The following is a 15,423-nucleotide window of genomic DNA, read 5'->3' on the forward strand; positions in this document are numbered from 1 at the left end:
AACAAAGCGCACCGCCGTGCCACGGGGATTCGTGCGGACGCTGCGCCGTCAGATGAAGACGGACTTGGGCGCGTCAGCTACCCGTGGAGGGAGGTGTTTCAGTCAGGAGTGACACCGGGCTGCGTGCCCGGGGTGCGCGGCGTGTGCCGCAGGCCGCCGCGGTAAGCGCTGGCGGCGGCATCGCTGACGGCCGAGGAGACCCACGAGGGGACGCCGAAGTTCAAGCCGTCGAGGTGACCACCGGGGGCAGAGCTGCCACCCGGGGCGGTGGGAACAGACGGTGCGGCCGGAAGCTGCACCGGAACCAGCGGCGACGACGGCAGATCACGGTGCGAGTCGCGGGACTCGCCCGCGGCACCGGTGACGTCGTTCTGCTGGACACCCGTCGGCATCGCGAGCGCTGCTCGCAACACGGCGGGGAGCTGGACGGCCGAGACGGCGACCGAGTCCGTGGCCTGACCGATTTCCTCGGTCACCGGCTCCTGCTGCTCGACCGGGGCGAGGCCCGGGAGCTGGGGGAGCGGAACCAGGTTGCCCTGGCCGGCGGGGTCGAGCAGCTGCAGCACATCGTGCGCCGGCTCGGGGGTGAAGGTCTGCTCGAGGACCTCGCGGGTGTCCTGCGGCTTGCGGGCGATGTGCTCGACCGCGCCCAGGGTGCGGTGCGCCGGGCTGACCACGGCGTCCTCGGCCAGGTCCGAGACCGAGTCGCTGACGCGCTCGGAGACCTCGTGCTCGAGGGTGCGGGCGCACGGCTTGCTCCACGCCGTGGCGTCCTGGTGGCAGCTCGAAGCCGAGACGTCGGTCGCCGCGTTCGCCGCGCCTTCGTTCACGTCGCCGAGGCTGCCGGTGGCGGCTTCGGCGATCGGGGTGGTGCCCACCTCGACGGTGTCGGCGGACGCGGTGCCGCCGGAGACGAGCCACGCGGCGGCGGTGCCGGCGACGGCGCCACCGAGGACGAGCAGCGCACGCGACACGAGACGGCGTGAGCGCTTGGCGCCCTGCCCCTCGTTCGTCGCGGTGTTCGCCACTCGTTGTCTCCTGACGCACTCGACCCGTTGCCACATAACGTTGCGGTAGCGACCTAACCAAACACACGGCGTGACGCGCACCCTCGAAACGACTTGATGCCCCCATCGTGTGAAGAACACACGGTGTATTTCGTTCTGACGATCAGTGATCACGGCTGGCAGTCCGGCGAATCGGACGTCTCAGCCAGTACGGTGTGGCGGTGAGCCACGCGCGAGGAGAAGACCCGTTCCTGCCGGAGCACGAGGACATCACGGGACTGATCCCCCGGGGGCTGCGCATCAGCGCCGCGCTCGCGTGGCGGTTCATCGTGATCGTCGCCGCGCTGTACGCGGTGGTGTGGGTGATCGGCTACCTCTCGGTGGTCGTCATCCCGCTGTCCATCGCCCTTCTGGTTTCGGCGCTGCTCGCGCCGGCCGTCCAAAAACTGGTGGCGCTGAAGTTCCCCCGCGGGCTGGCGACCGCGATCGTGGTGATCGCCGGGCTGGCCGTGCTGGGCGGGCTGCTGACGTTCGTCATCACGCAGTTCTCCTCCGGCCTGCCGCAGCTGCAGCAACAGCTGAACGCGAGCCTCGACCAGATCAAGAACTGGCTGCTCAACGGCCCGCCGCACCTGCGGCAGGAGCAGATCCAGGACTTCATCAACCAGGCGATCGGCTTCATCCAGAACAACCAGGCGTCCATCACCACGACGGCGCTGACCACGGCGAGCACCGTCGGCGAGATCCTCACCGGCTTCCTGCTGACGCTGTTCATCACGATCTTCTTCCTCAGCGGCGGCGACGGCATCTGGACGTTCCTGGTCCGCGTCGTGCCGGGCCGGGTCCGCAACCGGGTCGACGTCGCCGGGCGCCGCGGGTTCGCCTCGCTGGTCAGCTACGTCCGCGCGACGGCCGCGGTCGCCGTCGTCGACGCGGTCGGCATCGGCGTCGGCCTGTGGATCATGGGTGTGCCGCTCGTCATCCCGCTGGCGACGCTGGTCTTCATCGGCGCGTTCATCCCGATCATCGGCGCCGTGCTGACCGGTGGTGTCGCCGTGCTGATCGCGCTGGTGACGAACGGCCCCATCGGCGCGGTCATCGTGCTCGGCATCGTCATCGGCGTGATGCAGCTGGAGAGCCACATCCTGCAGCCGCTGCTGCTCGGGCGGGCGGTGAAGCTGCACCCGCTGGCCGTGGTCCTGGCCATCACCGCCGGCCTGGTCGCGGGCGGGATCGCCGGCGCGCTGCTGGCCGTGCCGCTGCTGGCCGTGCTGAACGCCGGCGTCCGGTCGCTGCTGCACGAGCGGAACCCGGACCCGGCCGAGGTCGACGTCCTCAAGGACCAGGCCGCGCAGCCGAACGACGCCGAACCCGGCACCCCCGACGCGGAGGTGCCGACGATCGGTGAGGACGACGAAGAAGACGAAGAGAAGAACGCCCGCGCGGCGACGGCCGTGAACAAGGACGACAAGAAGGAATGACCACTGCGCGGACGCCGGACCCGATCACGCCGCTGTGGCGCGGCGTGAACGCGTTCCGCGTGCTCACCTGGGCGTTCGCCTGTGGCACGGTCGTCGTGCAGCACGAGCAGTACCGGCGTGAGTGGCTGGCCTGGACGCTGCTGGGCGCGATGGCGGTCTGGTCGGTCGTGATCAGCCTGCTGTACCTGCGCGAGCGGACGCGGCCGCCGTGGCTGGTCGTCGCCGACGTCGTGGTCGGCACCGGGCTGCTGCTCACCTCGCCTTTTGTGCTGAGCGACGCGCAGTTCGCGCTGAGCGTCCCGCTCATCACGACGGTGTGGGCGGCGGTGCCGCCGGTGGCCGCGGGCGCGCGGTTCGGCGCGGTCGGCGGCGTGCTCGCCGGCCTGGTCGTCGGGGTGGCGACCGGTCTCGCGCGCGAGAAGTTCGACCTCGACGTCGCGCGGGACGGCGTCCTGCTCGCCGCCGCCGGGCTGCTGGTCGGGATGGCGGCGACGCTGAGCCGGCAGGCCGCGACCCGGCTGGCGCAGGCGCTGCGGAAGGAAGCGGCGACCGCCGAACGCGAGCGGCTGGCCCGGTCGATCCACGACAGCGTGCTGCAGGTCCTGGCCCGCGTCCGCAAGCGCGGCAACGAGGTCGGCGGCGAGGCGGCCGAGCTGGCCCGGCTGGCGGGCGAGCAGGAGATCGCGCTGCGGTCGCTGGTGACGACGGAACCGCTGAAGCCGAGCGAGACCGGGACGACGAGCCTGCGCACGGCGTTGCAGCTGCTCGCGACGCCGTCGGTGCAGGTCGCGACCCCGGCCGACGACGTCGAGCTGCCCGCGCACGTCACGGACGAGCTCGTCGCCGTCACCAGGGAAGCGCTGGCCAACGTCGAGAAGCACGCGGGGGCGGGCGCGCACGCGTGGGTGCTGCTGGAAGACCTCGGCACCGAGGTGGTGGTGAGCGTCCGCGACGACGGACCGGGCATTCCGGACGGCGTTCTCGAGCGAGCGGCCGCGAACGGGCACCTCGGCGTGGTGGAATCCATCCGGGGCCGGGTGCGCGACCTCGGCGGGAGCGCGGCCCTCGACACCGGTCCCGGCCGGGGCACGGAGTGGGAGGTCAGGGTGCCGAGCACCAGGAGCGCGTCATGAGCGAACCACGGATTTCGGTGATGGTGGTCGACGACCACCCGATCTGGCGGGACGGGGTGGCCCGCGACCTCACCGAACACGGCTTCGACGTGCGGGCGACCGCCCCGGACGCCGACGCGGCGCTGCGGATCGCGCGGACCGTGCGGCCGGACGTCGTGCTGATGGACCTCAACCTCGGCACCACCTCCGGCGTCGACGCCACCCGCGAGATCACGGCGGCCCTGCCGTCGACGCGGGTGCTGGTGCTCTCGGCGAGCGGCGAGCACAAGGACGTCCTCGAAGCGGTGAAGGCCGGCGCGTCCGGTTACCTGGTGAAGTCGGCGTCCGCGGCCGAGCTGGTGGACGCCGTGCGCCGGACCGCCGTCGGCGACCCGGTGTTCACCGCGGGCCTGGCCGGCCTGGTGCTCGGCGAGTACCGGCGGATGGCCGACGCCCCCGCCGAAGGGGCCGAGCCGCCGCGGCTGACCGAGCGCGAGACCGACGTCCTGCGCCTGGTCGCGAAGGGGCTCACCGCGCGCCAGATCGCCGAGCGGCTCGTGCTGTCGCACCGGACCGTCGAGAACCACGTGCAGTCGACGCTGCGGAAGCTGCAGCTGCACAACCGCGTCGAGCTGGCCCGGTACGCGATCGAGCACGGCCTCGACGAGGAGTAGTCACGGCAGGACGGTGATGCCGCCCCAGTCGCCCGCGGGCAGCGCGGCCTTACCCAGCCGCCAGGCCGGCTCGCCCGGGTGCCACGCGGCGAGGACGCCGTCGGCGAGCACCAGATCACCCGAGTCACTCCAGTCCATCCCGCCACCGTCGTTGAGGTGCTCGGTGACGAACGGCATCCCCGGCGCGTGTTCCCAGCTCAGCGAGTCCGGGCGGAGCAGCCAGACGTCACGCAGCTGCGTGTTGGTGGCCCGGTAGGAGTGGACGGCGAAGTCGGCGGCGAACAGAGCGCCTTCGCGGGAGGGCACCACCGTGGGCGCGGGCCCGATCGTCGGCCGGCTGAGCTTCTTGCGGCTGTTGTCGCGCAGGTCGACCAGGGTGAGATCGGTCAGGCCGTCGAGCAGCATCCGGTCCCCGGCGACGGCGAGGATGCGCGGCGCCTGCTGCACGGTGCGGCCGGTCGCCGGCTCGATGAGCGCGTCCGTCGACTCGGCGCCGTCGGCGTTGATGGTGATCAGGAGGCCGTTCTTCGTTTCGGCGCGGACCTGGGTGTGGCAGCTGGCGGGCTGGCCGTGGCCGACCTCGCCGCCGTCGAGCTGCACGTGCTGGAGCCGGCAGCTGTCCGGCGCGTCCTGCCGGATCACCCACACGCTCACGTCGTCGACGCCGGGCGCCACCGACCAGGCGCGACCGAGCGACCGCGGCGGGCTCGCCGGGCCCGTGTAAACGAAGACGTCGAACAGGTCGTTGTCGTGGTGGGCGGTCAGGACGGCGGACTTCCCGACGCGCACGACGCTCATCTCGGCGCCACCGCCGGGGTAACCGGGCGGAGTGCCGGCGGGCCCGCGGTCGGCGTCGAAGAGGGTCGGGCCGGTGGTGGGGAGCAGCGCGGTGACGCCGATCCCGCCGGACGCGGCCACGCCGTGAAGGCCCTCCGGCAGGGCAGCCGCGGAGGTCGGCGGCGCGCTGGTCGGCGCCGGAGCCGGCGGCGGGGTGGGCTCGTCGCCGGTGCACCCGGCCAGCACGAAGAGCGCCGCGCCGAGCGCGGCACCGCGAAGTACGGGTCCGTTCAGGGTTTTCCCCCGATCTCCCTGGAGGAATCCGGTTCTACCATCGTGGACATGGGCGAGGAAGAGACCACGACGGTACAGCCGGCTACCGAGACCAAGCCGTTGAGCGAGCGCGATCTTCGGGTGTCCGACGACGAGCGCGAGCACGTCGTCGGGGTGCTCCAGAAGGCCATCGGCCGCGGGATGATCGACCTGGACGAGTTCACCGAGCGCACGGACCGCGCGCTCGCGTCGAAGACGCGGGGCGAGCTGAACACCGTGCTGGCCGACCTCGCCGGTCTCTACCACCCGGCCGCGGCCGGCGCGGCGGCCCCGTCGTACGCGCCCCCGGTGGGCTTCAGCGGCGGTTACGTGCCCGGTCAGCGTTTCGAGCTCAACGCGAAGTACTCGTCCCTGCACCGCGGCGGCCCGTGGGTGGTGCCGTCGGAGATGGTCGTGCGGAACAAGTACGGCTCGACCAAGCTGGACTTCACCGAGGCCCAGGTCCAGTCGCCGGTGGTGCACATCGAGCTGGACGCCAAGTGGGGCTCGGTCGAGATCGTCATCCCCGAGCACGCGGCGGTCGACGTCAACGCGATCAGCGACGTCAAGTTCGGCTCGATGGAGGACAAGACCCACAGCAACGGCCGCATGGGCAACCCGCGGTACGTGCTGAGCGGCCGCGTCCACGGCGGTTCGCTGGTCATCCGCCACCCGCGACGCGGGCTCTTCGGCTAGCCCGGGGCCCCTCTGCCCCCGGCGTCAAGAAGGCCTCCCCTGCCCAGGCATCGGGCGGGGGAGGCCTTCGCCCGTTAGACGGCGACCGGCTGGGCGGCGATCGGCTGGGCGGTCCGCAGGTGCCGGGCGACGAAGTAGACGAGGACGGCGAAGGCGACCGCGCTCAGCCCGGCGACGGCGTGGAGGCCGTCGGCTTCGGTGTGGGCGCGGACGATGGCGTTGCCCAGGGTGCCGACGGTCGCCATGCCGAGGGCGTAACCGAACTCGTTGGCGGTCTGGGCGAGCGACGCGGCGGCCCCGGCCCGGCGCGGCGGCACGGACCCGACGACGAGATCGGTCCCGAGCGTGACCATCGGCCCGACCCCCAGCGACGTCACCGCGAACCCGATCGCCGGCCACACGGGGTCGGCGTCGGCGAAGGCCAGCACGACCATGCCGAGCGCGGCGGTGACGACCCCGCCCGCGATGAGCGTGCCGGTCGGAACGCGCCGGGCCAGCACGGGAGCGACGAGGAAGCTGATGGTCGAGGTGACCATCCCGGGCAGCAGCCCGAGCGCCGCGGCGATGGGCGAAAGGTGCAGTGCGAGCTGGAAGAACTGCGCGACGAACAGCATCGTGGTGCCGCCGAGCATGCTGAACAGCAGCATCCCGCCGAGCGCGGTGCGGAACGCCGTCCCGGCGAAGAGCCGCAGGTCGAGCAGCGGCTCGTCGAGCGTCCGCTGCCGTTTCACGAAGACGTACCCGACGGCGATCCCGGTGATCAGAGCCGCGACCGGCAGCGGGCGGACGCCGTCGCGAGCGAGCTCCTTGACGCCGTAGACGGCGGGCAGGATCGCGGCGAGCGACAGCGCGACACTGGGCAGATCGAGGCGGCCGGCGGTCTCGTCGCGGTATTCGGGCAGCAGCTTCGGGCCGATGACCAGCAGCAGGACCATGGCCGGGACGCCGAGCAGGAAGACCGAGCCCCACCAGAAGTGTTCGAGCAGGAACCCGCCGACCACCGGCCCGATGATCGCGCCGACGGAGAAGCACCCGGCCCAGATCCCGATCGCCGACGCGCGTTGCCGAGGGTCGGTGAACATCGTCCCGATGAGCGCGAGGGTAGAGGGAGCGAGCGTCGCCCCGGCGATCCCGAGCACGGCCCGCGCCCCGATGAGCATCGCGGCACTGGTGGAGAACGCGGCGACGACGGAGGCGAGCCCGAAGGCGGTGGCCCCGATGAGCAGCAGCTTCCGCCGTCCGATCCGGTCCCCAAGGGTCCCCATGGTGACCATGAACCCGGCGACCATGAAGCCGTAGGTGTCCATGATCCACAGCTGTTCGGTGCCATCGGCGTGCAGGCTGACGGCGAGTTTCGGCAGCGCGAGGATGAGCACGAAGACATCGAGCGACACGAGAAGGGTGGGCAGCGCGAGCACGGCCAGCCCAACCCACTCCCGCCGCCCGGCCCGGGTACCTGTGGTCATGACCGTTACCTCCCGACTCGGCTTTCTCCTTCACCTACGCGTCGAGCGAGCCGGGCCGGAATCGACAGTTCTTCTGTCTTCTTTTCGTCCGAACGCCGTGAAGGCCACCTCGGACCGGGGTCCGAAGTGGCCTTCACGGGACGTCGTTGTCCACACCCCTCGAACGTTGTGGACAACTCCGCGTCCTAGGTTCGCACAAACCCGGACCGTCGGTGATGACCGATAGACTGAGCGTGGGGCTGCCCCCCTGGGGAGGGTGGGGGGCGCGCGTCGGAGGCCGAGTCGGTTCAAGCGTTCGCCGCACTTCTTCCGGAACGACCGACACACCGTCCGAAACGGCCAACATGGCTACGGGAACGGTGTGCGAGGCCGACAGCGGAACTCCGTTGTCGGGCGCGTTGGCCACTCCGGTCGGCATGGTGGCCGTTGCCGTGCTCACCTGACGAGGACTCTCCCAGAGCGGCTCCCTGGCCGGGCCCTCGCAAGCCGGTTCTCTCGTGCACTCGGCCGGCGGCGGCTTGTCTTGGATCTCGGCCGGGTCGCACCTCGCCCAGGCACCGTGAGTCGGGCGGGCGGAGTGGCGACTTCGCCAGGGCCCTGCATCGGAGGCTGAGTTCGCGCCGTTTCCGGGGGATCTGCCTCGGTGCCCAGCCTCGCGACCGGGCACCGAAGGCCGATCCGCAGGTCAGGGGCGGGTAGCTGCTCGCGCGGCCGTCGGATTCGATGTCGCCAGGGCCGCTTCCGCCAACTCCTCGCACTCCGCCAGCGTCACGCTCGCCAAGCCGGCGCCCACCGTGCGGACTGCCGGGGCGTTCATCGAGAGGCTCGTCAGGCCGAGGCCCGCCAGGACCAGCGCCAGCCGGGGGTCGGCCGCCGCTTCGCCGCAGACTCCTGCCGGTTTGCCCGTGGCCTTGGCCGCGTCGCCGATCAGCTTGAGCAGGCGCAGCAGCGCCGGCTGCCAGGGGTCGTTCAGCTTCGCGACCGCGCCCAGCTGGCGGTCCGCCGCCAACGTGTACTGCGCCAGGTCGTTCGTGCCGACCGAGACGAAGTCGACGGCCTCGAGGATTTCGCGGGCGCTCAGCGCCGCCGCCGGGATTTCGATCATCACGCCGGCCCGGGCGATGCCCGCCGCGCGGACGCGGTCGGCGAACCAGGCGGCTTCCTCGACCGTCGCGACCATCGGCGCCATCACCGAGACCTCGGCGCCCGAGTCCTCCGCGGCACCCGCGATGGCTTCGAGCTGGCGGTCCAGGATCTCCGGGCGGTCGAACGCCACGCGCAGCCCGCGCACTCCGAGCGCCGGGTTCGGCTCGGCCTCCGGCGACAGGAAGGCGAGCGGCTTGTCGGCGCCCGCGTCCAAGGTCCGGACGATCACGGGCTTGCCGCGGAACGGCGACAGCACCGCGGTGTAGGCCGCGCGCTGGTCGGCCACCGACGGCTCGGCCGGCGCGTCCAGGTAGCAGAACTCGGTGCGGAACAGGCCGACGCCCTCGGCGCCCGCGTCCGCCGCGGCCTGCGCGTCGGCCGGGGAGCCGACGTTGCCGTAGACCTTCACGCGGTGGCCGTCGGACGTCGCGCCGGTGCCGTTCCAGTCGGCCAGCTGGGCCACCGTCGCGGTGACGACCGGGGCCGCGGGGTCGGCGACCTCGACGGCACCCGTGTCGCCGTCGACCGCAAGCGCTTGCGCGTCCAGCGCCAGCAGGCCGCGGACCGCGACGACGGCCGGGATGCCGAGCGCGCGGGCCAGGATCGCGGTGTGGCTGGTCGGGCCGCCCTCTTCGGTGACCAGGGCGAGCACCTTCGCCGGGTCGAGGCCGGCGGTGTCGGCGGGCGCGAGGTCGCGGGCGACCAGCACGCTCGGGGTCGCCAGCTCGGGCACCCCGGGCGGCGCGATGCCGAGCAGCTCGGCGATCAGCCGGTCACGCACGTCGCGGACGTCGCGGACGCGCTCCGCCATGTACCCGCCCGCGGCGGCCAGCGCCTCGGCGAAGCCCTCGGCAGACTGGTAGACGGCGCGCGTGGCGGGCAGTCCCTGGGTCTTGACCAGCTGTTCCGCCTGCGAGGCGAGCGCCGGGTCGGCGGCCATCGCGGCGGTCGTGATCAGGATCGTCGCCGCTTCGCCGGACGCGGTCTCGGCCTGTTTCTCCAGGCGCGCGGCCACGGCTTCGGCGGCGGGCACGATCCGGGCGGCTTCGGCGGCCGGATCGGCCGGGGCCGGCGTGGCGGCGGGCTCACCCAGCGGCTCCGCGACGCGGACGACGGGACCACTCGCGCGGCCGGGGCTGACGGCGACCCCGGACAAAGGCCCCGCCGACGTGCGTCCCGCAGCGGAGGCGGCATCAAGCTCAGACGACATGGTCTAGACCATAGCTCAGATAGACCTGGATATCTCGTGGTGGCGGGCACAAGCCGCGACGGCGTACCTGTTCGAGTACCGGCCGGACCTCCTCGTGCCACCAGGCTTCGGCCAGCTCGCCGCGGCTGGACACCGGCCGCCCGGCCAGCATACGACGGAATCCCCAGGCCTCGGCCGAGTCGGCGAGCCGGAACCAGTCGGCCGGATCGTCGAGCCACAGGCCGAAGCGGACGTCGTCCGGCAGCGGTACGCGCTCCAGGAACAGCCGCTCCGCGGTCTTCGACGGCAGGTCCGCGAGCGTCAGGCAGCGCATCGCGCACGCGATCGTGCAGATCCGCCGGACCCGCGCGCGGATCGTGCGGGCGCCGCGAGCCCGCTCGATGGCGACGCGGTGGTGGCCGTCGTCGACGAAGAACATGTCGGTGACGCCTTCGAGCCGCACGAGCCGCACCGGCGGGAGCTCGGCCGACGTCCGCGTCAGGCTCTCCCAGCGTTCGCGCAGCGCCCGGTTGCGCGGCCGGAACTCACGGTCGAAGTCGCCGGCGCGGGCCACGGTGCCGACGATGTCCTCAAGCGGCACGTCGTAGCCGCCTTCGTCGATCTCGAACTGCCTGCCGAGCGCCTTCAGCGTCTCGTCGAGCGGCATGATCGCGAGGTGATCCGCGCGTCTCGCTTCGGCGATCGCCCTCAGGTGAGCCGCGTAGCCACGCCACCAGGCCGAGCCGAATGAATCGCCCATGTGAGGTGCAACACGGGCGTCCGGACGATCATTCCCCCAGGTCAGCGGCCGTCGGGTAGGACGGCTGCGCGCCGTGCCGGGTCACGCTGAACGCCGCCACGCGCACCGCGTGCTTCGCCGCGGAGACCAGGTCGGCGCCGTCGGCGAGGGACGCCGCGAGCGCGCCGGCGAAGGCGTCCCCGGCCCCGGTGCTGTCGACGGCTTCGACCTTCGGCGACGCGACTTCGGTGGTGGAACCGGCTTCGACGACGACCGCGCCGGCCGCGCCGAGGGTGACGACGGCGGCGCGCGGCCCGAGGTCGAGGAGCTGCCGGAAGTCCGCGCCGGGTCCGGTCAGCCAGGCGGCTTCGTGCTCGTTGACCAGCAGGACGTCCAGCTTGGCCAGCGTCCCGGCGGAGAGCTTCGCCGCCGGCGACAGGTTCAGCAGGACCTTGACGCCCTGTTCGGCGGCCTTCGCGACGGCGTGCTCGACGGTCGGCAGCGGCACCTCGAGGGAGGCGACCATGACCCGCACCCCGTCGAAGACGGCCTCGACGTCGGCCGGTTCGAGGCTCGAGTTGGCGCCCGGGGAGACCAGGATCGAGTTCTCGCCGTCCGGGGTGACGGTGATGTAGGCGATGCCGGTCGGCCGGTCACTGGTCCGGACCAGCCCGGTGTCGACGCCCGCCGCGCGGAGCGAACCGAGCAGCAGCCGGCCGTAGGTGTCGTCACCGACGGCGCCGAGCAGCGCGACGTCCGCACCGAGCCGCCCCGCCGCGACCGCCGTGTTGGCGCCCTTGCCGCCGGGGGAGAGCACGGTGTCCCCGCCCAGCACGGTCTCACCCCCACCCGGCCGCCGATCCGCCGCGACGACGAGGTCGGCGTTGGCGGATCCCACAACGAGCACGTCGGAGTTCATCTCCGTACTTTGCCACGAAACGCCGTCCGACCAGGTCATCAGGGTCGGCCCGGAAGAAAGTGAAGGTTTTTGTAACTTATCCGGGGCTGAGTGCGACAATCATGCGAGCAGCGGATGTCTGTCACTCGTTCGGGGGATGCATGTCCCCCGGACGTCACTTCACAGACCGGCTCCGCTCTCTTGGAACGTCAGCACGGAGACGTGATGACGTTGCCCGACCGGCGCGAGCCGGGCAGGGCATCGGGTCGCCGGCGCCGATCACGTAGCCCCCCGAGTGATCGGCGTCGGCGGCGCCCCCGCCGCCACGCCCGCGGCGTACTCCCGGAAGAGATCCGGCCGGAAGACGGCCATCGCCGCCCGCACCTGACCGATCGCGGCGTCGCTGAACGCCTCGGGCACCCGAACGGTCCGAGGCTCCCCGGGCAGCCGGTACACGCCGAGTTTCGCCCCGATCTGCCAGAAGCGGCGGAGTTCGGGACGCCGTTCCGGCGCCTCCTGATCGACGGGGAGCAGATCGACCACGCGCAGGGTCAGCGGGTCGTGGGTGACCGTGAGGACCCGGACCTCGGCCAAGTCCGGCCAGGCGAGTGCGAAGAACTCCTCACGCCGGCGACGCTTCCAGCTGATTCCTTCGGCCGAAATGATCAGTTGTGCGGAGTGGGAGCTCTTCCGGTACCAGCGCGGTGTGCAGCAGATCAACCAGACCGGCGCGGCGAACCCGAACCCCGCGAGGGTGAAAAGCGCTGTGCGGCTTTCAGGATCGTCGAGCGGCAGCGCGAGCGCGGCGATCACGCCCCCCACCGCCACCAAGGCACCGGCCGTGCGCCAGTACCTCCGCGGAGACCACTCGGCGGGCGAAATCACCGACGCACCACGGTCGGGACTGCCGGCAGCCGGCGGGTTCGGCACCCGGACCGGCTCCGTGAGCCGGACGTCGGCCGGGTGGTGCACGACCGGACGCCGCAGCCGCCTGAGGCGTCGACGTTCCGCCCAGCCCAAAAAGACGAGAAGCAAGACCACCAGAGCCGGCACCCACGACGGCATCTTCCGCTTCACGACATCACGCTGGAAATCCGTCTCCCAGCCCACGACGGGAACGGCCTTCCCGAAGTCGTCCGGCGTCAGTTCGTCCAGGTCGAACCGCACGGACCTGGTCGTGCTGCCGACGGGAGTCACGTCGGCCACGCAGATCCAGTAGAACCCGATACCCCCGCGGCTGATCGGCCCGAGCCGCTCACACGACTTGACGCGAGCGAGAGCGACGGGCGTGCCGCCGCGGTCCGGACCGTGGCTCGCGGTCGCCCACGCCACCCCCGTCCACGACCCCACCACGAACAGCACGGCGAGAACCGCGATGACGACGCTTCGCACCCACTGCGGTCGGCCGACCGTGGGAACGTTCATGCGGCGGCCTTCCGGGTCCCGAGCTCTTCCGATGTCGAGGTCACGGCGGCTAGATCGACCCGGAGATCCGCTGAGCGCCCGGCTGCCCGGAAAACGGCCGGCCGTCGTCGGCGGTGACCGGGCCGGAGCGAGGCACCTTGTCGACCGGATAAGCGGTCGAGTGGTCTTCCGGGACGATCGACGTCGCGTCGCGGTCGTGCTGCGACTCCCCGGCGGATTGACCGGGTCCGGTGGCCAGCTGCTCGAACGCCTTCATGCCGGTTTCCCGCGCTGCCGCTTTCGCGAAGCCGTCGAACATTTCCTTGCCCGCGGTTCCGACGGCGGAGACGACCCTGCGGAAGAAGTCGCCGAGCGCGCCGAGAAACTCTTTCGCCCGCGAGAAAGCTCGCGCGAGCCGGCTGCACTCCTCGACCATCTTCCCGCCCTGCTTCACCGCGAACGGCACGCCTTCCGCGGCCAGCGCCGCGGGATACCCGGGCGGCGGGTAGCGGAGCAGGATCATGACGACTTTCGCGAGCGTGTCGGTGATGAGGTCACGGATCAATGTGCGGACGACGTCGAGGATCGTTTTGCAGATCCCGATGACCTGCGCCACCTTCGTCGCCGCGTCCGACAGCGCCGCGTACGCGTCCAGCTGCTGCTGGACATAGACCCGGTACTGGTCGGCGACCTTGCCCTTCCAGCCGAGACAGTTCTTCCGCACTTCGGCGGTCATTTCCTCGGCGGTCTTCTGGACGTGCTCGCCGATCGTCTCCCACTTCTTGCCTTCGAGATCCAGGGCGTCCTGGTCACCGGTGACCCAGTCGAGCGGTTCCTTCAGGAAGTCGAGGTGCTCGATCAGCCAGCCGAAACCCCAGCTCACCAGCGTTTCGAGGGGATTCCCGTCCTTGACCAGGTCCATGGCACCGAGGCCGGCGTTCGCGAGGCTGAACAGGCCTTCGGTCCAGTCGCCGTGCAGGATCTTCTCGAAGCCGCCGTAGTAGTCCTGCAGGGCTCCGGCACCTTCGAGGAGGCTGTCGGCGCCGTACTTCTCGGAATCCGTCTCGCGCTTGGCTTCCGCCATGAGCGGGCTTTCAGCCACGGCTGACCTCCGAGGCCCGGTTCACCAGTGCCGACGCCGATTCTTCGTCCACCCGGCGTGCCTTCGCCCAGGCCTGCACCGCTTGTACGTGGTAATCGGCTCCGGCGACCACTGACTCGAGCGTGTCCGTCGCCTGGCCCGCCAGGTGACCGCACCAGGTGCTGAGCTGGCACAGCCGGCCGATCAGCCCGAACGCGTCCGGGCCGATCGGGTCGTCACGGCTGAGGGCCAACGCCTGTTTGAGGACGTCGAACGTCGCTTCCATCTGCTTGGCGTGCTCGTCGATCGCCTCGGGGTTCTCGTCGAACCCGGGGCCAGTTCGTCCGGCCACGTCTACCTTCCCCCTCTTCCTGCGCTCAGCGCAGGTAGTCGCCGTCGCCGAAGTAGTCGTCGTCCACGCCGTCGTTCGCCGGCGGGCGAACCGCGGGTGGAGCCGGCTTCGGTGGTTCTTCTTCGGCGATGAAGCGGGAACCGTCGTCGGCGCGAGCCCCGTAGCCGCCGCCCTCGACGAAGCCGTCGGGCTCGGGTTCGGGGTATTCGTGGTGCAACTGGCCGACCAGCTCGTGCATCGTGTCGGTGCCCGCGATCGAAGGCACACCGGACTCGACCGCGGCGGCGAGCCTGCTCTGCGCGACCTGGACGGTCCGGAGGATCTCCCCGGCCAGATCGGGCTTGTCGCGGACCGCGTGGCCGATCTCGAGGCCGACGAGGTTGCCGAGGTGGTTGACCTTGACGGCGATCTGGCCGTCTTTGCTGCGCTCGGCGACGGAGACCGTCGCCATCTCGGCGCGCATCCGGTCGGCCTTCTGCTGCGCCTGCGCCATCTTGGCCTCGAAGGCCGCGAAAAGCTGCTCAGGATTCGTCACGCGAACCTCCCCGTTCACGTCAGTAACCGTACGGCGACCGAGTGTGGCATAGGGCACCGACAGTCGCGGGCGGTTCCGCTTTTTGTGACGTGGCTTTCCCTACCCAAGTGGGCGGTCAACCGGGTGTTTGCGCTGCTCAGCGCGTCCTAGCGTCGGCGTCATGAGCATTTCTGACTGGAAGCGGACGATCTACGCCCTCCTCGCGCTCCCCGCGCACCTGGGCGGCCCCGAGGTGCGGCGACGGCTGGCCCGGCGGTTGCTGGGCGCCGAAACCCGGCGGGGAGGTGTCGGCGCCAGTGCCGCGGCGTTCCCGGTCGCGCTGCTGGTCTGGTACCTCGTCGGGCGGATCGCGACCTACGGGCTCTTCTGGAGCGACGCCGACGCGGCCGGGTCGTGGGGCGGGCCCTCGCTGGCCGGGGCGTGGATCGTGCACTTCTTCTGCGCGCTGGGCATGGCCGTTCCGTGCATGTGGCTGCTGCGGCCGCTGACGCGGTGGCAGACCCGGGCCCCTGACCAGGTCGATTCCTCCCACCAGCTGTAACCGGTGCGCTATT

General features: G+C 71.4%; 15 protein-coding genes. 5 read left to right on the top strand and 10 right to left on the bottom strand.

Going from position 1 to position 15,423, the window contains the following annotated elements; genetic code table 11:
* Positions 1-98 precede the first annotated feature (98 nt).
* Positions 99-1,028: a hypothetical protein gene (locus OHS58_RS36900; protein ID WP_328645502.1), complete on the bottom strand. Its 930-nt coding sequence runs from the start codon at positions 1,026-1,028 to the stop codon at positions 99-101.
* Between the two features lie 200 nt (positions 1,029-1,228).
* Here OHS58_RS36900 and OHS58_RS36905 point away from each other — a divergent pair, with 200 nt between their 5' ends.
* Genes OHS58_RS36905 through OHS58_RS36915 form a run of 3 tightly spaced genes read left to right on the top strand, consistent with a single transcriptional unit; the run spans position 1,229 to position 4,274 of the window.
* Positions 1,229-2,488, top strand: coding sequence for an AI-2E family transporter (locus OHS58_RS36905; RefSeq protein ID WP_247059573.1), 1,260 nt, complete (start codon positions 1,229-1,231; stop codon positions 2,486-2,488).
* Positions 2,485-3,621, top strand: a complete 1,137-nt coding sequence (macS, locus tag OHS58_RS36910; protein ID WP_328645503.1) for a MacS family sensor histidine kinase — start codon at positions 2,485-2,487, stop codon at positions 3,619-3,621. The genes OHS58_RS36905 and macS overlap by 4 nt, the downstream gene beginning before the upstream one ends.
* Positions 3,618-4,274: a response regulator gene (locus OHS58_RS36915; protein WP_247059576.1), complete on the top strand. Its 657-nt coding sequence runs from the start codon at positions 3,618-3,620 to the stop codon at positions 4,272-4,274. The genes macS and OHS58_RS36915 overlap by 4 nt, the downstream gene beginning before the upstream one ends.
* Here OHS58_RS36915 and OHS58_RS36920 read toward each other — a convergent pair whose 3' ends face one another.
* Entirely contained in the window at positions 4,275-5,297 is a 1,023-nt protein-coding gene (locus OHS58_RS36920; RefSeq protein ID WP_328645504.1) for a hypothetical protein, read from the bottom strand.
* A gap of 96 nt (positions 5,298-5,393) precedes the next feature.
* Here OHS58_RS36920 and OHS58_RS36925 point away from each other — a divergent pair, with 96 nt between their 5' ends.
* Complete coding sequence (locus OHS58_RS36925) at positions 5,394-6,059, top strand: DUF1707 SHOCT-like domain-containing protein (protein WP_326945384.1); 666 nt, start codon at positions 5,394-5,396, stop codon at positions 6,057-6,059.
* Positions 6,060-6,133: 74 nt separating this feature from the next.
* Here OHS58_RS36925 and OHS58_RS36930 read toward each other — a convergent pair whose 3' ends face one another.
* The 8 genes from OHS58_RS36930 to OHS58_RS36965 form a co-directional block, all read right to left on the bottom strand.
* A complete protein-coding gene (locus OHS58_RS36930; protein ID WP_328645505.1) occupies positions 6,134-7,525 on the bottom strand; it encodes an MFS transporter in 1,392 nt (463 codons plus the stop codon).
* Positions 7,526-8,210: 685 nt separating this feature from the next.
* Positions 8,211-9,881 (bottom strand): phosphoenolpyruvate--protein phosphotransferase, encoded by a 1,671-nt coding sequence (gene ptsP, locus OHS58_RS36935; protein WP_328645506.1) that lies wholly within the window; start codon positions 9,879-9,881, stop codon positions 8,211-8,213.
* Entirely contained in the window at positions 9,871-10,527 is a 657-nt protein-coding gene (locus OHS58_RS36940) for a hypothetical protein (protein ID WP_328645507.1), read from the bottom strand. The genes ptsP and OHS58_RS36940 overlap by 11 nt, the downstream gene beginning before the upstream one ends.
* 121 nt (positions 10,528-10,648) lie before the next feature.
* Entirely contained in the window at positions 10,649-11,518 is an 870-nt protein-coding gene (locus OHS58_RS36945; RefSeq protein WP_328645508.1) for a ribokinase, read from the bottom strand.
* A gap of 258 nt (positions 11,519-11,776) precedes the next feature.
* Positions 11,777-12,922 (bottom strand): DUF6346 domain-containing protein, encoded by a 1,146-nt coding sequence (locus tag OHS58_RS36950; protein WP_328645509.1) that lies wholly within the window; start codon positions 12,920-12,922, stop codon positions 11,777-11,779.
* 49 nt (positions 12,923-12,971) lie between these two features.
* Complete coding sequence (locus OHS58_RS36955) at positions 12,972-14,003, bottom strand: hypothetical protein (RefSeq protein WP_328645510.1); 1,032 nt, start codon at positions 14,001-14,003, stop codon at positions 12,972-12,974.
* Positions 13,996-14,334 carry a hypothetical protein gene (locus OHS58_RS36960; RefSeq protein WP_328645511.1) on the bottom strand — a complete coding sequence of 113 codons (339 nt, stop codon included), beginning with the start codon at positions 14,332-14,334 and terminating at the stop codon, positions 13,996-13,998. The genes OHS58_RS36955 and OHS58_RS36960 overlap by 8 nt, the downstream gene beginning before the upstream one ends.
* A 25-nt stretch (positions 14,335-14,359) precedes the next feature.
* The gene (locus OHS58_RS36965; RefSeq protein ID WP_328645512.1) at positions 14,360-14,869 is read right to left on the bottom strand and encodes a YbaB/EbfC family nucleoid-associated protein; all 510 of its coding nucleotides are present in this window, start codon (positions 14,867-14,869) and stop codon (positions 14,360-14,362) included.
* 160 nt (positions 14,870-15,029) lie between these two features.
* Between OHS58_RS36965 and OHS58_RS36970 the strand changes: the two genes are divergently transcribed.
* A complete protein-coding gene (locus tag OHS58_RS36970) occupies positions 15,030-15,410 on the top strand; it encodes a hypothetical protein (protein WP_326945392.1) in 381 nt (126 codons plus the stop codon).
* The last annotated feature ends 13 nt before the right edge of the window (positions 15,411-15,423 follow it).

The sequence above is a fragment of the Amycolatopsis sp. NBC_00348 genome (assembly GCF_036114655.1).
In the GTDB taxonomy this organism is placed as follows: Bacteria; Actinomycetota; Actinomycetes; order Mycobacteriales; family Pseudonocardiaceae; genus Amycolatopsis.